Origin of the sequence: Methanofollis ethanolicus (assembly GCF_001571385.1) — an archaeon.
GTDB lineage: Archaea > Halobacteriota > Methanomicrobia > Methanomicrobiales > Methanofollaceae > Methanofollis > Methanofollis ethanolicus.
Genome location: NZ_BCNW01000001.1, coordinates 1,606,027 through 1,625,795 on the forward strand (window position 1 = coordinate 1,606,027; position 19,769 = coordinate 1,625,795).

The following is a 19,769-nucleotide window of genomic DNA, read 5'->3' on the forward strand; positions in this document are numbered from 1 at the left end:
TTAAGATTATGTATTATCCGCGGTTCACGTCCGTAATACCTGGCCGACCACCTTCTTTATCTTCTCCCTTTTCCGATATTTGCGCATGACTGCGGATTATCATGCCTTCGGCGCGTTTGACGGGGCGTTTTCCCGGACAAAGTCGCTGCTCTGGCCGTTCAATCTCGGTATCTGGCTCAGGCTCGCCGTGATAGCGTTCTTCATCGGGGGCTTCGGCGGTGGCGGCGGCAGCAACTACTCCTTCCCGGACCGGGGTGGCCGGGATATGAGTTCCATGCCGGTACCCGACTTCTTCGGTCTCGCCCCGACAACTTTCTTCCTGATCCTTGCGGCTGTGATCGTCCTTGCACTGCTCTTTGCCTATGTCGGGTCGGTCTTCCAGTTCGTGCTCGTGGACTGTCTCACCTCGGGCCCGGTCTCTCTCTCCCGCACTTTCAGGGAGCGGATGGGTCATGGTCTCTCGTTCTTCCTCTTCGAGATCCTGCTCGCCTTTGTCTTCATCGCCGTGATGGTCGGGTTTGTGGTCTTCGGGTTCGTCACCGGCATCTTCTCGGGCGTCTCGAATGTCATCGCTCTTCTCGTCCTCATACCGGTGATCCTCCTCCTGGCCCTGGTCGTCGGGGTCGTGCTGATGCTCACCGTCGACTTTGTCGTGCCGGTGATGATAGCGGACAGATGCGGGATCGTCGAGGGGTGGCGGCGGGTCTATGGCATCCTCCGTGCCGACCTGAAGAATGCGGCGGTCTATGTCGTCGTGAAGGTCATTCTCGCCATCGTCGCCGCGCTGATCATGGGGATTCTCGGCCTGATCGTCCTCGCCATCATCGGGGTCCCGCTCTTTATCGTCGCACTTCTTGCCGGGTTCTTTGCCAACGGTCCGTCCATGATATGGGCGCTGGTCCTCCTGATCGTCATCGGCATTCTCATCGCCCTTCCCTTCCTCCTCCTCCTGCAGGTGCCCTTCGTCACCTTCTTCAGGTTCTACTCCCTCGATGTCCTGCGGCGGTTCAGCCCGGCGCATGACCTCCTGGCAGAGCCCGAAGGCGACGCGGCGGCATGAGGGACACTCTCCCTTTTTTTCTGCGGCACCCCGCGACACCTCGGGCAAGGGATGCGCTGCCCCACCCCTGCGGCGTTGCCGGGCCGGTGCGGGTCGATCTGTCTCCGGTACCAGGATGTCCAGGAAACATGTCCGGAATAGGCTGATGTCGCGCATGTCCTGCCCGATCGCCGTCCCGCTCCCTCGCATCCTCGGCGTGGCCCTGCGGGGTCGTTCTCTGCGCGGCGGGGTTCCTGACCCCCACAGAGCCCGGTCCGGGCAGGGCCTGTGGAAAATCCTTATATGTGAGTATAGCAAATATTGTAGAGCACTGCGGTGATACGACACCTGCAGGGCGCCGATAGTGTAGTGGTTATCACTAGGCGTTGCCAACGCCTAAACCCGGGTTCGAGTCCCGGTCGGCGCACTTCTTCTTTCCCTTGATTGATCGGTGACATTTTTTTGTGTCTTTTCGAGAGATTTTTGCGGTAGTGAGGTGTTTTTTCGGGGCGCAGGAGAGATCTGTCTCCAGAAATTTTCTATCGGTATGATCGAGCGGGGGGCGATCTCTGGGTTGTCGATGAAGAGTCTGCGGGTCATCATGGATTGACGTGTCCCTGGGTTCGTCTCCCGGCACCGGCAGAGTTGTGTCACCTCCGTGCTCGCCGTGATGATGGGGATACGTGAGGTTGGAGCGTCCTCGCAGAATTGTGAATCCCGACGCGGGATGGTTTTGTATATGGTATTCTCGGGTAGCATCCGGATGCCCGGTTGATGTGGCGCTGAACATCGGGACTGTTTTTTGAGGGCAGCAGACCTTCATAGAGAGATCTCAGCAGATTTTTTCCAAGCGGGGTTGAAACATAATATGCCGCCTCCCTATTGCCCAGATCTTCTATCGCATGGATCTTTTTTGCGATAAGGCCTGCATTTGCTAATTTTTTTAAGGCCCTCGACACTTCCGATGACTCGGCGTTGAAGAGTTCCTTTATCTGGTTAAATCTCAGTCCCTCATCTGTATGTAGCAGTGCGATGTAAATGCCCCAGCACTTTCTGTCGCTTAAGGGGTTGACTGCGTTGATGATCACCGATGGGACTTCGGAGAGGTGTTTTTCCAGTATCGTCTCATCCATGTCTGCACCTGCGGCTTGTGGGTATACTATCTGTTACCAGTATATATATCGCACAGGTTTGAGTAACAAAAATGTTACTCTACACTATTATTACCCGGAACAGAAATGATTTTTTAAGATGGACTTTCTCTCTGAGTTAAATTGGCACTATCTCTGCTCAGGAGAGGATAAAAAATCTTTAAAGATCGGGTTGCTGGGGTCATTCAAGCGGCCACATCTGTATCGTGCGAAAGAGCACCTGCGCGAGTCCGAGAACTTCAACGCAAAAATATCGACCGATCTCTCTCAGGAATATCCCAGAGATCCTGTGGAAGACGAAAAAGCATATAATTTCCGCCTTGGACGTACCCTGATCAGGGATAGCCATGTCCTGATCGTACATCTCTTTCATGAAAATCCGGATGAAACGGCGATTAATTATTCCGTAATCCTGGAAATTGGACTGGTATTCAGTGCATGCGAGTACGATCTCTCTTTGAAAAAATATGTTCTGGTGATGTACGAGAAGGGTTTTGATGAAAAAAATATTGGCGGGATGTTATCTGGTTTGAAAAACACTGCTGTAAAGAACTGGCAATGGCATGAGTTCGACACCTGCGAGGAGGTACTGTTGCATTCTACACAGTTCTGTTATAATTGCCTGATGGATTTTCATTCGTAGAGCATATCCCAAAACTCTCGTTCACTCTCCCCATCTCTGCATGGGGGCTCGAGAGAAAACTTCATGATCGGGTCGATGTCTTCCCGAATTCCCTGAAGAATCATGCGAAACCACCGCCTTCCCCCAGGTCTCTGCCGGGGGACCGACGCCCCCGGACCCCCGAAACAGGATAGGGTCGGGGAAGAGAGACCAGAGATCCTGATGAAGGAGATTGCCCTCCGCCCCCTATCGCAATGAGGGGGGGACCGGGGGGTGAAACCCCCCGAACAGACACGAGAACAGGATTTTTCAGAACCACATACCGATCATTCCATCGACAGGACAGACAGTAGATCAGTTTTGGGATGACCTCGTAGTCAAGATGTGATTTTCCTCCCGGCAATGTCGGGTCATTATATATCGAGCATATCCCAAAACTCTCGTTCATTCCCCTTTCCCCGCATGCTGAACTCGGGAGAAAATCTCATGATCGGGTCGATGTCTTCCCGAATACCATGAAAAATCGTGCGAAACCACCGCCTTCCACCAGATCTCTGCCAGGGGTCTGACGCCCCCGGACCCCCGAAACAGGATAGGGTCGGGGAAGAGAGATCCGGATGAAGGAAATTGCCATCTACCCCCTATCACAATGATGGGGGAACCGGGGGGTGAAAACCCCCGGACAAGACGCCAGAACAGGATTTTTCAGAACCACATACCGATCATTCCATCGACAGGACAGAGGGTAGGATCAGTTTTGGGATGACCTCATCAACTGATTTTTCGGGAGGGATCTTTCTCAATACCCCACCACCTCCCTCCCCTCCCATTTCACAAACCCCCTCTGCACGATCCCCCACCCAACTCCCACCAGCACCACCGACGCCACCGCATACCAGGGGTTCATGAAGGAGAGGACGAGGAGGGCGACAAGGGGGATGCCCAGCGCAAGGAGGTGGAGGACGAGCACCCGCGGGTCGTAGAGGAGGACATTCGGGGAGAGGCCGGTCAGGTGGACTGTCACCGCGAGGCCGTAGAAGGAGACCGAGAGGCAGAGCACCAGGGCGGGGAGGAGGTGCGCCGCCTCTCCCGTAAGGACGGTGACGAGGGCGATGAAGGCGGCCGGGATGAGTTGCAGCACCGCGAAACTGCAGACCTTGCTCTTCATGACGTCGGCGACGCCGAGGGGCAGGCAGGCGTACGGCCCGAAGCTGTCGAACATTGTGAGCCAGATGTACATCGTCGAGGCGACCACGCCGGTGAGGGCCGAGAAGAGGAGGAGGATGCCGGACGCCGGGAGGAAGGGGCCGAGGAGGGAGAGGAAGAACCAGATGACCCCAAGAGGGATGAGGAAGGAGAAGAGGGTCTGGCCGACGGCGCTGCCGCTCCGGAGCAGGTCGATGCAGTCCTTCGCGGCGAGGGCGGGGTACGGGAAGAGGGAGAAGTGCCGGGTAAGGGGTGCGAGCATCTCCCTGTGGTGCTTCGCCCGCGCCGCGGCCTCCGAGCGCAGTAGGGCGATGGAGAGGGCGGCAGGGAGGAGGACGACGGCGCACGCCGCAAGGAGCGTCACCGGGGAGAAGGCGCGGAAGAGGGCCAGAGGGAGGAAGAGAGAGACGCCGCCGAGGTGGGCCACCACACCGGCACCGGCGAGGAGCACAGAGACCGCGACGAGCACCCACTTCGAGCGGGTATAGACCATCGAGAGGAAGAACGCCGCGGAGAGGCCGGTGAGGAAGGAGAGGGAGAGAGTGAGGAGGAGAAGCGCCGGCGTCGCCAGCGGGATGCCGGCAAAAGGTGCGGCGAGGGCGAACCCTGCGACAAAGGGGAGCACCCAGAGCACGAAGTAGTAGACCGTGTCCTTCACCACAAAGTTCAGGAAGATGACCCTCTCGGATACGGGCAGGGTGCGGGCCGCATAGGCAAGAGTGCTCGCCTGCCCGAACCGCCTCTCCATCACCTCGTTCATGAGGAGGCCGAATGCCCCGACCATCAGGCCGAGCAGAAGAAAGAGGGCGTGCGTCACCAGGGCGAGGTCGCCGAAGGGGAGGAGTGGCCTGATGAGAGGGAGGAGGAAGGAACCCATGAAGGCGATGGCGAAGATCAGCACCGGATAGAGGGCGAAGCTGAGGCTCCCGAACATCGTGGAGTGGACCCGCCACTCCTCCTTCATCATGGCGGAGAAGAGTTCAAACATGGCTGTCCTGCCTGACAAGGGAGAGGAAGTACTCGTTGAGGTGCCGGCCCTGCTCCGTGACCCCGGCCACGCTGCCGGTCGAAAGAAGTTTGCCCCTGTGGAGTACGGCAAAGTCCGAGCAGATCTCCTCCGCGATCTCCAGGATGTGCGTGGAGATGAAGACGGTGTTGCCCTTCTTCACGTACCCGGTCAGGTAGTCCTTCACTCTCTCCTGCATGATGGGGTCAAAGTTGATGAGAGGTTCGTCGATCAGGGCGAGCACCGGGTGGTGGAGGAATGCCTGGGCAAACATCAGTTTCTGCCGCGTGCCGCGGGAGAGGTCCTTGCAGAGCACGTCGCGCTTGTCCTCGAACTCCAGGTAATCGAACCACCACGCCATCTCTTCCTCGATGTCGGGGATCTTTCTGATGGCGCCGACGAGGCGGAGGTACTCTTCGGAGGTGAGAAAACTCGGCGGCGTCTCCTGCTCGGGTATGATCCCGACCCGTGAGCGCACCCCCACAGGGTCTGCCACGACGTCCATGCCGAGCACCGTCGCCGCACCGCCCGACGGCCGCACCTGCCCGGTCAGCAGTTTGATCATCGTGGTCTTCCCGGACCCATTGGGGCCAAGAAGCCCGAAGAGCGCTCCCTGCTCGACCGAGAGGGTGACATTGTCCAGTGCGGTGGTCTCCCCGTAGACCTTCGTGAGGTTTCGTACATTCAGTATGGCGGTCACGCGTGCGTCTCCAGAATCAGGTGGATGCTCGCGATGTATCAATATTTTTAAATTATCCTGGGACAGAAAGGGGAGAGAATATCGAATGGTTTTTCTATCGTACCCTGCACTTGCGGTACGCTACATCGTCCGGCCCCCCGTCTCTCTCGGTGCCTGCTCCGGGGCCATGGTCATCTTCATTCAGACCACGATTTTTTTCTTGCTGTACCCTGCCACCGCCATCCCGCTGTACTGGATTGTGTGCCCCCTGAGCGCCTCTCTCAACTCCGCTCCGGTCGCGCCGCCAGGGAGATCGAGAGGGGTGTCGGTCCCATAGAGGTTGAAGTAATACTCGTGGGCCGCCCCCTCGGGCAGGCAGGGCCCGCTGTACCCGATAGTCCCGAGGTCGTTCATTCCCTGCCGTGCCGAAATAGGGGATGAAACCTCAATTTTCCGGGGAATCCCTTCAGGTATGACATCAGTCGCCCTGATATTCCAGATGAGCCAGTGATCGACCTTCGCACCGGGGTCCGTGAGAATGACCGCAAAATAGGGTGACTCCAACCGGGAAATACGAATTTTCGGTGATATGTCCTCGCCGTCGCAGGTGTGCCTCGTCGGGAAGGCATTGAATCCGATCTCTACGATGGGGTTTTCCATCCTCGATACCTCCGCAAGAGTATCGCACATAGTATGTCAACTACCCCGCACCTGTTGGGCGTGGCTTGTACCTGCACTCTTACGAATGCGCTCCATTTGGCTGGTTGACAGACAGCCTGCTCAGGCACGATATACCCGCCTGAGCAATGTTTCGAGCAGCATTGAGGTCAGCATGGAGTTGAAAGCCACATTTCCGGCACCTGAACGACGAGCCTTCCCGGTTTCCTTTGTAGGTATGCCCACACACCGAACACTTTTGCGAGGTGTATCGGGCATCAACGAGAACAACCTGCTTTCCCAGAGCCTCGGCCTTGTACCGGAGGAACTGTTCGAGTTCGTAGAACGACCAGGTGTTCAGCTTTCGTTTAAACTCCCTACCTCTCCGCTTCTGAACCCGGATCTTCGAGAGGTCTTCCAGTGCAAAGACCGTGTACTCAGAGTTCACAATCTGCTTCGAGATACAGTGATTCACATCAGTCACAAACCGTCTTTCCCGTCCGGCCATCCTGCGGAGTTTCCGCTGTGCCGACCGGGTGCCTCCGGACTGCAACTCCTGACGGAGATGAGCGTACTTCGACCGAACGCACTTCACCTGCCGAGAGTTGAAAAAAGTGTTGTCGGAACAAACAGCAACATTCACGATCCCCCGGTCAATCCCGAGCACCTTAACCTCCTGCACCGGCTCCACGTCCGGATGTTCCATCGAGATGTGGAGGTAAAACACCTTCTTCCTCCGATCATAGGAGAGCGTCGAAGAGGTGACAGTCCAGGAGAGGTAATTACGATGATACCCGGAGATTGGGACCGTCGCCTTGATCCGTCCTCGCACCGATGCAATGGTCGCAAGACCATGCACCGGGTTCACTGTGATGACCCGCTGGTTGTATCGCATTGCAGCAAGCGGTTTTCGTTCTGGTATGGTCTTACACTTCACGGCTTTCAGGGCTTCACACGCGCAGTCTCGCGCACCCTGTACCAGAGAGGACGGGAGATCAGGTACAGCCTCACGAACAACCTTGTATGTTGCCTTGTGGTTCTCCACCTTGTTCCACGTATGGTTCTCGAACCCCCACTGTGCAGAGGCAGAGAACGCAGCGGAATAGGCCCTCATCGTATCAAGGAGAGCAGAAGAACCGCCATCGGGCAACAGAAGTTTGAACGTGATTGTCCTGATCACATGCATATGCTGATCATGGTAACACAAAACGATATCGGAGGTGAAAAGGGCAATACCTCGCCGCACCTGTTGGCCGGGGTCTCCCTGCCCATTTAGATGAAAGGGGGTGCGGGTCGCACCACGATCAGATCCTGATATCCTCCACATTGCTGTTCTGGATATAGCGGTACACCCCGGCCATGTCATAGGAGTGGTCGGCAATATAGGTCCTGACCTCGATGTACCTGTTGAACTTCTGCACATAGTCGTTGTGCTGCCTGATCAAGTCGGTATATCTCTGGTGGTCGCGGTCCCACTCATCCCGCGTCTCGTAAGTGCCGTGCGTGAGACTCTCTTTGAGGTCCTCGATCTCGTCCCGCCACTCCTCCATCCTGGCACTCATATAGGGAAGACGGTCGTCGATCTTCTGGTAGACCCCTGTGATGCGGGTGACATAGTTCACCCGGTCGAAACGCTTGGTCCCGTTGCCGAGGGGGACGACGAAGGCCTTTGCACTCCCGAAGGGTTCGGTGTAACGGCCGATATAGGTCGGGCCCGTGCTCTCGATATAGAAATATTTCTCGCGGTCCGGGCTCTCGAATACCCTGAAGGAGGGGTTGCCGTTGACCGTGATACCGATTCCCGTGGCCGCATGGTGTTCGCCGGGGAAGAGAAGAAGGGCAGTGTCATAGCCCTCGTGGGCGAGCAGGCCGAGAAGGAGCAGGCTTTTTTCGTCGCAGTCTCCTTTCATGTTTCCGATCACCTCGACCGGATACCGGGGTTCTGACGGGGCGTCGGCGTCGTACGGGATCTGCTGCACGAAGGTGATCAGGAGTTCGAGGTATTCCTCGTCGTTCAGGCCGTCGGCCGCCTTGATGTACCGGAATGGCCTTGCCAGGTCGTCGAAGAAGATCCCCATTGCGGGGTCTTCGATATAACGCCGGTAATAGGCTGTCATGACCGTGGGGTCGCCCCAGGACACACTGACCGGCCACCGCCTGTCGACGTTCCTGGCCCCATCATAGACGCTCCCGTTCACATCAATCTCGATAGTATAGGTCTTCTTCTCGAACTGTGTCGGGAAGGCTCGTGTCATCGTCTTCTGTACTGGCGCTGTGGCCGGGACGATTGCCGGCAGGGCATAGCCTTCTTCCGGCGTCGGTGTCGGGAGGGACTCTGTCGGGAGAGGAGTCTGCTCCTCCTCATCAACCGGAACCTGAAGGTCCGGTGAAACTCCTTTGCCAGACCCGACACACCCGCCGGCGGCAATCAGGAGGATGAGTGCAAGGGCGGCAACTCCTGCAAGAACGCCCGTCGCCTTCTTTATTGTATTCATATCGCATCAGATGACCGGAAATAGGCCATTTCAGGATCTGAAAGTTACAGTATAAAGGAGCTTTCATCTGGCCAGTCACTGGAAAAATAATTTTTTTGCGGGAAAAACGGGAAAAAGAGAATTTATGGTCTGAAATTCCGGTTCTCACACGGGCCCGGCGTTCCGTGATCACCGCCGTTCTCGCTCTGGCATACTCCTGTCCCTGTCCCGAAGGGGGGCCGAAAGGTTAGACGAACTCGGCGGTCTTCCTTTTGACCCCCTCGACAAACTTCCGCACCGCCTCGACCCCCTCGATCATCCGCGGCGCGACGTCCTGGACAAAGGCGACCTCGTCCAGACCTGTCTCCCGGCGGTTCCCCCGGTACAGTTCCATCTCCCTCCTGCCGTCGTAGTCGACAAAGGCGACCCGGGTGGCAAAGACATCGGAGGGGAGCATGATGGTGTCCCCGCTGACTGTGGCGACATGGTGGTGATGATTGAGGAGGGTGCGGGAGAGGTCGTTTGCATACCTCACGCCTTTCCGTGCGAGGTCATTGGCAAGAGTGCTGAAATCGGCGAGGACGAGGCAACCGATTCTGGTGTATCTCTCCATCTGCCGTGCGATCATCAGGCCGACCCGCAGGTTCTCGGGCATTGCAATGGTCTCACAATGTGGTTCTGTCTGAATTGTATATGAGCATATCCCAGAACTCTCGTTCACTCCCCCATCTCTGCATGCAGGGATCGGGAGAGAATATCATGTTCGGGTCGATATCTTCCTGAATTCCCTGAAGAATCGTGCGAAACCACCGCCGTCCCCCAGATCTCTGCCGGGGGACTGACGCCCCCTGATCCCCGAAACAGGATAGGGTCGGGGAAGAGAGAGATCCTGATGAAGGAGATTGTCATCCATCCCCTATCGCAAAGATGGGGGGATCGGGGGGTGAAACCCCCCGAACAAGACACCAGAACAGGATTTTTCAGAACCGAATGTGAGTCCTTTCATCGGCGTGCATGAAGGTTCGGATCAGTTTTGGGATGACCTCTATATCTTCTGCATCACCGTCCCCCCGATAGCATGCCCGGATGGGCAGGGCTGATGATAAGCGCCCTCTGCCAGCGAAAAATAGAGGGGGATCAGAAACGCTTTGGATCGGTCTCCACGTCGACGACAGTCGGTACGCCGGCCGCCAGTGCCTCCCGAACCGCGGGGGCGAGGTCGGCGGGTCTCTCTACCCTGAAACCGGCCCCGCCGCAGGCCCGTGCATAGGCGGCGAAGTCGAGGTTGTGGAGTTCTGTCCCGAAGTTCGGGTAGTTTTCCATCTTCTGCTCGACGAGGATCATGCCGAGTTCGTGGTTGTTGAGGACGACGACAACGATGGGGAGGTCGTACTTCACCGCGGTGAGGAACTCGGCCATCGCCATACCAAACCCGCCGTCGCCGGTGATGCAGACGGCGGGTCTCTCCGGATAGGCAAGTTTCGCGGCGATGGCACCGGGCAGGCCGAAACCCATCGTCGCCAGGTACCCGGACATGACAAATGCCTGCCCTTCCTTCATCGTGAAATTTCTGCCGAACCACCAGCCATTCTCCCCGACGTCGATGGAGATGATGGCGTCGTCGGGGATGGTCTCCGAGAGCACCTTCATGATATACGGCGGACGGATCGGCACGGCCTCCGGGTTGGCCTCCTTATCTCTCTGCGCTTTCCATGCCTCTCTCTGGTGCGCCACCTCCTCCCTCTGGGCGTCGTCCCTCCTCTCCCGCACGCGGCCGAGGAGGTCGGGAATGACGCGGGCGCAGTCCCCCCAGAGGAGGACGGAGTCGGCGTTCCGCCCGAGTTTTATCGGGTCGAGATCGACCTGGACCATCGGGACCTCCTCCGGGACATGGGTCTGCGCCGAGAAACCGACGCCGAAGACGAGGAGGAGGTCGGCGGCCCTGGCCTGCTCCCGCGCATACCCCGGCCCCACGCTGCCCAGGATGCCAAGGTGCCAGGGGTGGTCTTCGGGGATGACGCCCTTCGCCCTGAAGGTGGTGAGGATGGGCGCACTGATCCGTTCCGCGAGGGCGGTCACGCTCTCCGCGGCGGTGCGTGCGCCCCATCCGGCGATGATAACCGACCGCCTGGCCTTCTCGATCGCCTCGACCGCCCTCTGCACCTCCGACTCCGGCGGTGCGATCCCTGTCGGCGGCGGCGGCCCTTCCCGCGGGCAGCAGGCAGGGTCGAGGGCCTCCTTCTGGATGTTGTTCGGGACGGAGAGTTGTGCGACGCCCCCCTTCACGACCGCATGCCGCAGGGCGGCATCGACGAGTTTCATCGCCTTTGTCCTGTCGTGGACCGTGTTGTTGAAGACGGTGATCGGCCGGAAAAAGGCGTCCTGGTCGATCTCCTGGAAGCCGCCCGGCCCGGTGTACTGCACCTCGACCTGGCCGTTGAGGGAGAGGACAGACGCGTGGTCCTCCTTTGCGTCGTAGAGACCTGTGGCCAGATTCGTCGCACCCGGCCCCGCGATGGTCACGCACGCGGCTATCCGCCCTGTCAGTTTGTTGTAGGCCGACGCTGCCATCGCCGCGTTCTCCTCGTGGCGCACCTGGATGAAACGGACATCGGGATTTTTTCTCACCGCGTCGATGATCCCGAGGGAGGACGTCCCCGGAACCCCGAAGACGAGGTTCACTCCCCTGCGTGCGATTTCGTCGACGATCACCTCGGCGACGGTGGGGTCGCCTCTCTCCCCAGCGGTACCTCCGGTCATATGCTCACCATGGCCCGGCATGGGGCAGGGTATGATATAATGTTTAACCCCCGAGGCGGTACCGGTCTTTCGGCACGCACACCTCGAAACGTGCGCCTTCCCCGGGGATCCCCGTTTCCCTGATGGAGACCCCGGTAGTCAGGAGGATCTCGCGGGCGATGAAGAGGCCAAGGCCCGTGTGGCTGCCGACACTTTTGTCGAATATACGGTCCTTGATTGCATCGGCCACCCCTTCGCCGTCGTCCTCGACGGCGAGGACCCCGCAGTCAGGGCCCTCCGTGAAGCTGACAGTGACCTTCGTCACCCCTCTGCCGTGCCTGACCGCATTTTCAAAGAGCGTGTAAAAGACCTTCTCGAAGAGGGGGTCGGCAAAGACTGCAAGGTCGCCTGTCGTGACGTCGAGGGTGATCCCGTTGTTCTGCAGGATCCGTGCCGACCTCAGCACGATTTCCCTGACAGGCTGCCAGCAGGGGGACATGACGCCGAGGTTCTGGTAGTCACGGGATACAGTGATATGGCTGCCTATCAACTCTGCGGCCCGGCAGATCTTCTGCATATACTCTGCCTCAGCCGATCCAGGGGGTGTGTTCTCGGTGAGGATGCCGGCATATCCCTCGATCACTTCGAGCTGGTTCTTGATGTCGTGCTGGGTGATGTCAGAGAGGATGGTGATCTTTTTGTGTGCAGATAGCAGCGCATCCTCCGTCTCCTTGAGCCTGCTGATGTCCCTGACGACGAGGAGGTGTCCGAAGACCTGCGCACGCTCGTCTTTCAGCGGCGAGATGCGCAGTTCGTAGTGCTGGAGCATGTCGCCCCGCTGTTTCACGGTCTGGATATATGCCGTTTCCTGGTTGCCGCCGTAATCTCTGATCAGTCTGGGAAAGAGGTATATCTCCCCGGCAACGGGTTCCCCTGCGACGTCGTCGCTCTCCTTTCCGATGAGCCGCGCGGCGTTGTTGTTGATCTCGATGATCCTGTACTCCGGGTCAAGGAGGAAGATGCCGTCGTTGAGGCTGTTTGCAACCCTGTCCATGAGGAGCGGGATATGTTCGAAGAGGTTGAACCTGAATGCGCCGGCGAAGATCGCAAGCGCGGTGAGCATGATAACAAAGGGGAGGAGCGTGATGCTGCCTGCTGCCGTTTCGCCGATGAAAGAAATAACCGCAGCCCAGGGTATGAGCGTACCCATCAGCACGAAACCGATCTGCTTCCTGAAGACGGGCGGGGCGGTCAGGAGCATCGAGACAAGGAGAAGGATGCTCGCGACGACGACGAGGTACAGATAGCCGATAAAGATCCAGGGCCAGACCTCGGTGACGAGGTTGTAGGGTGCGGTACCGCCGGTCCATCGCAGCCAGACCGTAATAGCAGGCACGGCGGCGATGGCGGCCGTCACGGCAGGCGTGGCAAGGTGTCCTCTCCGCGTGTACTGGAGGACAAAAACCATCCATGCAACAGGCAGGACGGCCGCACCGAGGAAGGCCACATCGGTCCAGAAAACTATCCATTCCCCCCCAAGGGGGAGGAGGGCCATCACCAAACCCAGGGACCAGAGAAGGATACCGGAGAGAAATATGCAGAAAAAGATTGCACCGGGACTCTGCTTCCTTTTCCAGGTTTCAAGGATTAAAGCAGTACCGATGAGAAAAGAGGTTGCCATCAGGATGACGCTCATGATATGGGGGCTCATTGGTTGCCCTGTTGAAGGAAAACGGGCGTAGAGTGCCGGATCGCACCCGCAGATCTGGCGGCCATGGATAGACTATGTTTTCAGGGTGGGATATGTACTTTTTCTACCCGTTCCGGGCGGATTTTATAAAAAAGAAAAAAATATGAGCAGAATATATATTTACTCCTGCGGTTCCTTCGGCTGCTTCTTGCTTCCCTTCTTTGCCATGGACTTCACCTCCCGTGAAGTGGGATATTGAATGATACTCCTGAGGGGTGTATAAACATTGCTGGCATACTTAAGCCGGATCGTGGATCCCGACACAATCTGGAGATTTTCCTCCTCGTATCGGATGCCGATTCCACCCCTCGCACCACGGTGGAAAAGAGCCCCTGCAAGGTGTCGGATCCCCGCTGATTTCAGGGTTATTTTGCCGTGTGCGGCACCTCTGCATCCGATCCTTCTCTGCCCAGGCATCCGACCCTCAATGATATACCTGCTCTTCGGGATAGCCCATCTTAGGGGTCTGGGGGCTCCTCGAAAACCAAAGATTCACGCTCCCTGCGGTCGCACCTCCCTTCACAGGTACGTCAGAACAGGGATTTCCACAGATTTCGGATCCGGACAATTTCCAACCCCGCTCCCTTTCCTTTCCCGGCACCAGGGAGACCGGGAATGGCGGGGCATTACCTGCACTCATATCGACGGCCCTGGGGCGTTGAGTCCTGTCGGATTTCGTCCAGTTTCGCCCGCGGACCCCATTCTGCCCGGATCGCCGGTTCTCCCCGATATGGCCCAGAATGGGAGGTGTGATCCCCAGATCGGAGGTAGATCTGGGCGTATTTGACCCGGGCGTGTCCGGCGGGGCATCACCCTCACGTTCCGCCATGCAGGCACAATAATGAATGGGATCGAGGGGATTTACCATGAGGTCATACCAGAAATCTCGTTCATTTGGCTTTGATTGAAGAAACCCTCATGATAGGATCGGTGTCTTTCCCTGATCCTCTGAGGGACGCTCAGATCCCCCGCCTTCCCCACACTCTTTGCCGGGGGACTGACGCCGAAAATCAAAGATTTTCTTGTGCTCACTCCGTTCACAGCCCCCGGAACTCGAAACCTTCGGTTTCTCGAACTCGCTGAAGCTCGTCTCCTGAATCAGGATAGGATGGGGGAAGACAAGGCAGGAGGTTCTCAGGAGGGTGATTGCCAACCCGCCCTATCCTGGTGGCAGGGGATCTGGGGGGCGGCAACCCCATGGATAAGGCACGCCCGGACAGGATTTCAACAAAACCAAAAAAATAGGAAAAAAATGAAAGCGCCTTATTCTTCAGGCTCTTTCTTCGCCGGTTTCTCCGGCTTGACATAGGTGATCGGGACGAGTTCCCGTCCCTCGTGCACCGTGGCCGCCGCCGTGTAGGTGTTCTCCATCGTGAGGCAGTGGACAGGGCAGACCTCCACGCAGCAGTTGCAGACGTGGCAGCGGAACCGGTCGATCTCCCAGGTTTTTTCCTGGCGCTCGACACAGATCGCGTTCGCCGGACACTTGCGCATGCACATCCCGCAGGAGATGCACAGGGAGGGGTCGATGGTCACGTGGCCCCGCGAGATCGGCGTCCTCTTGCCCGGGACGGCAGGGTAGCGGATAGTGGAGGGGCCGTGGATGAGCGCCTTCACCACCGTCTTCGTCATCTGAAAATATCCCATACTCCTATCACCTCTCCGCGCAGCCGATGCAGGGATCGATGGAGAGCACGATCACCGGCACGTCGGCGAGTTCGCAGCCCTCCAGCATCTTCACCAGGGGCGGGATGTTCGTCAGGGTCGGCGTCCGCACCCTGTGGCGGGCGAGGTGCCGGGTGCCATTCCCCTTCACATAGTGGACCACCTCGCCGCGGGGCTGCTCGGCCCGCGCGAAATATTCGCCCTCGGGTTTCCCGGTCACCTTCACCTCGATGGGGCCGTCAGGGATCTTCTGCACCGCCTCCTTGATGATATCAATGGAGGCATAGACTTCCTTCATCCTGACCGCGCAACGGGCATAGCAGTCGCACCCGTCCTCGACAACAGGCTTGAAATGGAGTTTCCCATAGGCGGCATAGCCGAGCATCCTCGCATCGGAGGCGACGCCACTCCCCCTGAGGGTCGGGCCGACGGCACCGTAGTCGTAGGCCTCCTTCGCCGGGAGGATGCCGACATTCTTCATCCTCCCCTTCACCGAACTGTCATTGAGAAAGACATCGGAGATCTCTTTCAACTCGCCTCTGAAACCGTCCAGGCGAGTCGTCATCGCGTCGAGCGTCTCCCCGTCGATGTCGCGGCGCACGCCGCCGACCTTGCAGCTCCCCTGGATCACGCGGCCGCCGGTCGTCGCCTCAAGTTCGTCGAGGATCGACTCCCGCAGGCGCCACGCGTCCATGAAGAGGTTCTCAAAGCCGAAGGCGTCGGCCGCAAGGCCGAGCCAGAGGAGGTGGGAGTGCATCCTCGAGTACTCCGACCAGATCGTCCTGAGGAAGAGGGCCCTCTCGGGCACCTCGACGTTCATGACCGTCTCGACGGCCTGGCAGTAGGTCGCCCCGTGGATGAAACTGCAGATCCCGCAGATCCGCTCGGCAAGGTACACGTACTCAGGGTACTCTCTCTTCTCCACCAGCGTTTCGAGGCCGCGGTGGACATAGCCGATGGACGGGATCGCCTGCTTCACCTTTTCATCCTCGATGACAAGGTCGAGGTGGATCGGTTCAGGCAGCACCGGGTGCTGGGGGCCGAAGGGTATGACTATTTCTTTTGACATTTCTCCACCTCCCTGAAACTGATGTTGCTGAAGGGATACTGCTTTGCCGTCCGCACGAGCGTCCCCTTGAAGTCGATGTTGATGTCGGTGAACGCCACGCCGAAGAAGTCGTGGGTCTCGTTCTCGTAGATGAACGCACCCCAGTAGATCCCTGAGATGCTCGGCACCTTCGTGCCCGCCGGCACGACCAGGCGGAGGACCGCCATGTGGTAGTCAATGTCGAAGCAGTAACTGAGTTCGAAGGTCTCGTCCACCTTTGTGCAGCTGACCTGGACGAGGCGGTAGCCCTTCTCATGGTAGGCCCGCACCGCCGGAAGGAGTCCTTCAATCGTGCACTCGGTCATCGGCTGGTCTTCAGGCATGGGTCGCCTCCTTCTGTGTCATGTTTGCTCTCTTCTCTTCCAGGATGCCAAGCGCCTTCACGATGCCGTCGATGATCGACTCCGGCCGTGCGGCGCAGCCGGGCACATAGACGTCGACCGGGATCACCTGGTCGACACCGCCCGCGACATTGTAGCACTCGGCAAAGACGCCGCCCGAACAGGCGCAGATCCCGACGGCCACGACGACCTTCGGGTGCGGCATCTGTTCGTAGATGTTCTTCACGACCGCACGGTTGAGGTCGTTGATGCTCCCGGTGATCACGAAGACGTCGGCGTGCTTCGGGTTCCCGGTGTTGATGATCCCGAACCTCTCCACGTCGTAGAGCGGCGTGAGGCAGGCGAGCACCTCGATGTCGCAGCCGTTGCAGCTCGACGCGTCGTAATGGATCAGCCAGGGTGATTTCTTCAGATATGCCATGTCTCACACCCCCATGTAGAAGTAATACAGGATGGCGAGGTTGATGAAACCGAATGTTACTGCAACGCCCCATCCTTCCTTCATTGTCCACTGCCACTTCATCCTGGAGAAGGTGTTGTCGATGAAGACCTCCAGGAAATATGTAATGGCGATGGCGACGAGTGCCAGCAGCGGGTTGAACCCGAAGAACAGGTACACGATACCGAGGAGGACGACGGTCTCGTACCAGTGGGCGATCTCGATCTTGGCAAGGGTCGCGCCCGAGAACTCGGTCGTAAGCCCTTTCACCAGTTCCTGGTGGGCGTGGTGCGAGGTCGAGATGTCGAAGGGCGACTTGCGGAGCTTGATCGTCAGCACGGTCAGGAACCCGATGAGGACACCGGGCAGGTACAGGGCGACGGGAACCGTTGAGACCGCGATCTCGTTCACGTAGAAACTGCCGGTGACGAGATACAGGCCGACGGCGGTGAGGATGATCATCGGCTCGTAGGCCATCAGGGTGATCAGTTCCCTCTCTGCACCGACGTAACTGTACGGTGAGTAGGCCGCATAGGCGCCGAGGACGATGAAAATGTGCGCCAGCGTGAAGGCGAAGATCACGAGCAGGAGGTCCCCTCCGGCAAAGAAGAGGGCCCCTGTCACTGCCATGAAGACGAGATACGAGAGGATGTAGAAGTTCTGCGACGGCGTGACCGTCACGTCCTCCTTCTCGAAGAGTTTTGCCACGTCGTAGAAGGGCTGGAGGAGCGGAGGCCCAACCCTGCCCTGCATGCGTGCGGTGAGTTTTCTGTCGATACCGGCGATGAGCCCGCCTGCGATCGGGGCGAGGAGCAGGTAGAGGACTGCGGTGAGTATGGAGATCATAGCACCACCCCCACAAGGGCGGCGGCAGCCGCCATGATCAGGAGGATACAGAGGGGATTTCCGATCTTCAGGAGTTTTGCCTCGCCGAAGTACTCGGCGAAGTAGTAGTTCTTCGTCGTCATCTCGCGCTCGATGCCAAGGGATCCGAGGAACTTCATGTCGGGCGTCGTCGGCCTGCCGCCCATGTAGGCCGGCATCGTCCGTCCCTGCTTCCTGTACGAGAGGTAGGAGAGGGGCAGGACGAGGAGGAGTGCGATCATCATGACCATGATGATGACGTTGTCCTGAGCGAGCCGCGCCGTCTCGTTGAAGATACTGAGGACGTAGGGCTCGACAAGGAACGAGGAGATCAGCGGAAAGAGGAGGGCTGCAAGCACGGTCATGGCCGTGAGGCTCCCGAGGACGACCCACTTGCCGGTGGAGACCGTGCCCTCGAGGTTCTCGCCGAAGGGCGTGACCTCGATGATCTTACCCATCCACTTTGCCCAGAAGAAGACGGTCACGGCGCCGCCGAAGGCCAGGATCATCACAAAGATGAGGCCGAGCGGGGCGACGATGAAGGCCTCGATCGCGGCCCACTTCGAGATCAGCATGCCGAAGGGCGCAAGGAACATGCCGGCCATGCCGATGAACATCATGGCCGCGACCTTCGGGAGGCGGACGATCAGGCCGTCCATGTCCTCGATGTCACGGCTGCCTGTCCTGTGCTCGACAGTCCCGACGCAGAGGAAGAGGAGCGACTTTGCGACTGCGTGGAAGATGATCAGGAATATCGCTGCCCAGACGAGCTGGGGTGTCCCGACACCAGCGCAGGCCACGATCAGGCCGAGGTTCGCGATTGTAGAGTAGGCCAGGACCTTCTTTGCATTGCTCTGGGAGATAGCGATCCCTGAGGCGAGGAGGAAGGTCACGGCGCCGACGAACGAGATCGAGAGACCGGCAAGGCTGCCGGCGAGCACCGGGGCGAAACGGACGATGATATACACGCCGGCCTTGACCATGGTACTCGAGTGGAGCAGGGCCGAGACCGGGGTCGGTGCGACCATGGCGCCGACAAGCCAGCCCGAGAAGGGCATCTGGGCGCTCTTTGTCAGCCCGGCGAAACTGATCAGCACCGCGGGGATGATGGCGACGGCCTGGCCCGAGGCAAGGAGTGCGTCGAGTTCAAGAAGGCCGCCCGAGGGGTCGACGGATGCGAGATACAGGATTGCTCCGGCAAAGGCGATACCGCCGAGGAGGTTCAGTTTCAGGGCGAGGAAAGCGTTGTTCGTCGCCTCTTCTGTCTCCGAATACCCGATGAGGAGGAAAGACGACAGGGTCGTGATCTCCCAGAAGAAAAAGATCCACGGGATGTTGTTGGAGAAGACGAGGCCGAACATCGCGGCGAGGAAGATGAAGATCACGAAGAAGAACAGCCTGCGGCGGTCACGCACCTCCGGGTGGTGGCCATGGTAGGTGTCCATGTAACTGGTGGCAAAGACGGCGATGAGACTGCCGATGATGCCGATGATCAGGGCCATGATAATGGAGAACTGGTCGATGAAGAGGTTCATCTCAGGCTCCACTGCCATGCCCCAGGTGATCTCGTAGTAGATCATCATCGCCGACTGAATGAGTACCAGCAGGACGGCGATCGGTTGTTTGAACCTGACTCCCAGGTACAGGAGCAGGAGTGCGATACCCATCTCTAGAGCGAACATCACCAGACTCGTCGGCTCGAAGGGGAAGGTGTAGTACACCGCTCCCTGTGTAAATGAGGAGACGAGAAGGTAGATGGATCCCGCCGAGATGACGAGTGCCCCCAGAGCGACAATTGCATGCCTCACCCTGTTATTATTGAGCAATAGCAGGATGGCTGCAATGATACAGGGGAATAGTATCAGGAATATCAGGTCGTACATCCCTATCCCTCACCTACCCCATGGAATTTTGTGGTTTATTAACCATGCGAAACACCGATCATATCGGAGCCTTATCCATCGAGTTTTTTCCGCCATCTCATTGGTTCCGGTCGCTTGACCGGTAAAAACGGGGATGAAATATCTGT

Annotated in this window: 19 protein-coding genes and 1 tRNA gene; 4 read left to right on the forward strand and 16 right to left on the reverse strand. The window is 58.4% G+C overall.

The window, feature by feature from the left end:
• Positions 1 to 85 precede the first annotated feature (85 nt).
• Entirely contained in the window at positions 86 to 1,060 is a 975-nt protein-coding gene (locus MEFOE_RS07910) for a DUF7544 domain-containing protein (RefSeq protein ID WP_067050709.1), read from the forward strand.
• A gap of 334 nt (positions 1,061 to 1,394) precedes the next feature.
• Positions 1,395 to 1,466, forward strand: a tRNA-Gly gene (locus MEFOE_RS07915).
• A 223-nt stretch (positions 1,467 to 1,689) separates the two neighbouring features.
• Here MEFOE_RS07915 and MEFOE_RS13740 read toward each other — a convergent pair.
• Positions 1,690 to 2,172 carry a helix-turn-helix domain-containing protein gene (locus MEFOE_RS13740; RefSeq protein WP_153015905.1) on the reverse strand — a complete coding sequence of 161 codons (483 nt, stop codon included), beginning with the start codon at positions 2,170 to 2,172 and terminating at the stop codon, positions 1,690 to 1,692.
• A gap of 118 nt (positions 2,173 to 2,290) precedes the next feature.
• On the opposite strand from MEFOE_RS13740, the gene MEFOE_RS07920 reads away from it, so the two are divergent.
• Positions 2,291 to 2,833: a hypothetical protein gene (locus MEFOE_RS07920; protein ID WP_067050713.1), complete on the forward strand. Its 543-nt coding sequence runs from the start codon at positions 2,291 to 2,293 to the stop codon at positions 2,831 to 2,833.
• Between the two features lie 778 nt (positions 2,834 to 3,611).
• Here MEFOE_RS07920 and MEFOE_RS07925 read toward each other — a convergent pair.
• From MEFOE_RS07925 to MEFOE_RS07960, 8 genes are all read right to left on the reverse strand, one after another.
• Complete coding sequence (locus tag MEFOE_RS07925) at positions 3,612 to 5,006, reverse strand: hypothetical protein (protein WP_067050716.1); 1,395 nt, start codon at positions 5,004 to 5,006, stop codon at positions 3,612 to 3,614.
• Positions 4,999 to 5,724 (reverse strand): ABC transporter ATP-binding protein, encoded by a 726-nt coding sequence (locus MEFOE_RS07930; protein WP_067050719.1) that lies wholly within the window; start codon positions 5,722 to 5,724, stop codon positions 4,999 to 5,001. Before MEFOE_RS07930 ends, MEFOE_RS07925 begins: the two co-directional genes overlap by 8 nt.
• A gap of 180 nt (positions 5,725 to 5,904) precedes the next feature.
• Positions 5,905 to 6,363 (reverse strand): YbhB/YbcL family Raf kinase inhibitor-like protein, encoded by a 459-nt coding sequence (locus MEFOE_RS07935; protein WP_067050722.1) that lies wholly within the window; start codon positions 6,361 to 6,363, stop codon positions 5,905 to 5,907.
• A 79-nt stretch (positions 6,364 to 6,442) separates the two neighbouring features.
• Positions 6,443 to 7,540, reverse strand: coding sequence for an RNA-guided endonuclease InsQ/TnpB family protein (locus tag MEFOE_RS07940; protein WP_201785184.1), 1,098 nt, complete (start codon positions 7,538 to 7,540; stop codon positions 6,443 to 6,445).
• A gap of 124 nt (positions 7,541 to 7,664) precedes the next feature.
• On the reverse strand, positions 7,665 to 8,855 hold the full coding sequence (locus MEFOE_RS07945) for a hypothetical protein (protein ID WP_067050728.1): 1,191 nt from the start codon (positions 8,853 to 8,855) through the stop codon (positions 7,665 to 7,667).
• A 226-nt stretch (positions 8,856 to 9,081) separates the two neighbouring features.
• Entirely contained in the window at positions 9,082 to 9,489 is a 408-nt protein-coding gene (locus MEFOE_RS07950; RefSeq protein ID WP_067050731.1) for a hypothetical protein, read from the reverse strand.
• 482 nt (positions 9,490 to 9,971) lie between these two features.
• A complete protein-coding gene (locus MEFOE_RS07955) occupies positions 9,972 to 11,594 on the reverse strand; it encodes a thiamine pyrophosphate-binding protein (RefSeq protein ID WP_067050734.1) in 1,623 nt (540 codons plus the stop codon).
• Between the two features lie 43 nt (positions 11,595 to 11,637).
• Entirely contained in the window at positions 11,638 to 13,236 is a 1,599-nt protein-coding gene (locus MEFOE_RS07960; RefSeq protein WP_235809652.1) for a histidine kinase N-terminal 7TM domain-containing protein, read from the reverse strand.
• Here MEFOE_RS07960 and MEFOE_RS14460 point away from each other — a divergent pair.
• Positions 13,169 to 13,315: a hypothetical protein gene (locus tag MEFOE_RS14460; RefSeq protein WP_235809667.1), complete on the forward strand. Its 147-nt coding sequence runs from the start codon at positions 13,169 to 13,171 to the stop codon at positions 13,313 to 13,315. The genes MEFOE_RS07960 and MEFOE_RS14460 overlap by 68 nt on opposite strands.
• A 128-nt stretch (positions 13,316 to 13,443) precedes the next feature.
• On the opposite strand, the gene MEFOE_RS07965 is transcribed toward MEFOE_RS14460, so the two are convergent.
• The 7 genes from MEFOE_RS07965 to MEFOE_RS07995 all read right to left on the reverse strand — a co-directional run bounded on the left by MEFOE_RS07965 (position 13,444) and on the right by MEFOE_RS07995 (position 19,623).
• A complete protein-coding gene (locus tag MEFOE_RS07965; protein ID WP_067050740.1) occupies positions 13,444 to 13,740 on the reverse strand; it encodes a hypothetical protein in 297 nt (98 codons plus the stop codon).
• Positions 13,741 to 14,586: 846 nt separating this feature from the next.
• Complete coding sequence (locus MEFOE_RS07970) at positions 14,587 to 14,970, reverse strand: 4Fe-4S binding protein (RefSeq protein ID WP_067050743.1); 384 nt, start codon at positions 14,968 to 14,970, stop codon at positions 14,587 to 14,589.
• A 7-nt stretch (positions 14,971 to 14,977) separates the two neighbouring features.
• Positions 14,978 to 16,057, reverse strand: a complete 1,080-nt coding sequence (locus tag MEFOE_RS07975; RefSeq protein WP_067050746.1) for a hydrogenase large subunit — start codon at positions 16,055 to 16,057, stop codon at positions 14,978 to 14,980.
• Positions 16,042 to 16,419, reverse strand: coding sequence for an NADH-quinone oxidoreductase subunit C (locus MEFOE_RS07980; RefSeq protein ID WP_067050749.1), 378 nt, complete (start codon positions 16,417 to 16,419; stop codon positions 16,042 to 16,044). The genes MEFOE_RS07975 and MEFOE_RS07980 overlap by 16 nt, the downstream gene beginning before the upstream one ends.
• The gene (locus MEFOE_RS07985; RefSeq protein ID WP_067050752.1) at positions 16,412 to 16,858 is read right to left on the reverse strand and encodes an NADH-quinone oxidoreductase subunit B family protein; all 447 of its coding nucleotides are present in this window, start codon (positions 16,856 to 16,858) and stop codon (positions 16,412 to 16,414) included. The genes MEFOE_RS07980 and MEFOE_RS07985 overlap by 8 nt, the downstream gene beginning before the upstream one ends.
• Before the next feature lie 3 nt (positions 16,859 to 16,861).
• Positions 16,862 to 17,722 (reverse strand): respiratory chain complex I subunit 1 family protein, encoded by an 861-nt coding sequence (locus tag MEFOE_RS07990; RefSeq protein WP_067050755.1) that lies wholly within the window; start codon positions 17,720 to 17,722, stop codon positions 16,862 to 16,864.
• Entirely contained in the window at positions 17,719 to 19,623 is a 1,905-nt protein-coding gene (locus MEFOE_RS07995) for an NADH-quinone oxidoreductase subunit 5 family protein (RefSeq protein WP_067050759.1), read from the reverse strand. The genes MEFOE_RS07990 and MEFOE_RS07995 overlap by 4 nt, the downstream gene beginning before the upstream one ends.
• Between the last annotated feature and the right edge of the window lie 146 nt (positions 19,624 to 19,769).

Bases quoted from the DNA above. Each gene is read 5' to 3' on its own strand.
- MEFOE_RS07910 (WP_067050709.1), top strand. From the start codon at position 86: ATGACTGCGGATTATCATGCCTTCGGCGCGTTTGACGGGGCGTTTTCC.
- MEFOE_RS07950 (WP_067050731.1), bottom strand. From the start codon at position 9,489: ATGCCCGAGAACCTGCGGGTCGGCCTGATGATCGCACGGCAGATGGAG.
- MEFOE_RS07925 (WP_067050716.1), bottom strand. From the start codon at position 5,006: ATGTTTGAACTCTTCTCCGCCATGATGAAGGAGGAGTGGCGGGTCCAC.
- MEFOE_RS07965 (WP_067050740.1), bottom strand. From the start codon at position 13,740: ATGCCTGGGCAGAGAAGGATCGGATGCAGAGGTGCCGCACACGGCAAA.
- MEFOE_RS07990 (WP_067050755.1), bottom strand. From the start codon at position 17,722: ATGATCTCCATACTCACCGCAGTCCTCTACCTGCTCCTCGCCCCGATC.
- MEFOE_RS07995 (WP_067050759.1), bottom strand. From the start codon at position 19,623: ATGTACGACCTGATATTCCTGATACTATTCCCCTGTATCATTGCAGCC.
- MEFOE_RS07920 (WP_067050713.1), top strand. From the start codon at position 2,291: ATGGACTTTCTCTCTGAGTTAAATTGGCACTATCTCTGCTCAGGAGAG.
- MEFOE_RS07980 (WP_067050749.1), bottom strand. From the start codon at position 16,419: ATGCCTGAAGACCAGCCGATGACCGAGTGCACGATTGAAGGACTCCTT.
- MEFOE_RS07970 (WP_067050743.1), bottom strand. From the start codon at position 14,970: ATGGGATATTTTCAGATGACGAAGACGGTGGTGAAGGCGCTCATCCAC.
- MEFOE_RS07985 (WP_067050752.1), bottom strand. From the start codon at position 16,858: ATGGCATATCTGAAGAAATCACCCTGGCTGATCCATTACGACGCGTCG.
- MEFOE_RS07955 (WP_067050734.1), bottom strand. From the start codon at position 11,594: ATGACCGGAGGTACCGCTGGGGAGAGAGGCGACCCCACCGTCGCCGAG.
- MEFOE_RS14460 (WP_235809667.1), top strand. From the start codon at position 13,169: ATGCAGAAAAAGATTGCACCGGGACTCTGCTTCCTTTTCCAGGTTTCA.
- MEFOE_RS07975 (WP_067050746.1), bottom strand. From the start codon at position 16,057: ATGTCAAAAGAAATAGTCATACCCTTCGGCCCCCAGCACCCGGTGCTG.
- MEFOE_RS13740 (WP_153015905.1), bottom strand. From the start codon at position 2,172: ATGGATGAGACGATACTGGAAAAACACCTCTCCGAAGTCCCATCGGTG.
- MEFOE_RS07935 (WP_067050722.1), bottom strand. From the start codon at position 6,363: ATGGAAAACCCCATCGTAGAGATCGGATTCAATGCCTTCCCGACGAGG.
- MEFOE_RS07945 (WP_067050728.1), bottom strand. From the start codon at position 8,855: ATGAATACAATAAAGAAGGCGACGGGCGTTCTTGCAGGAGTTGCCGCC.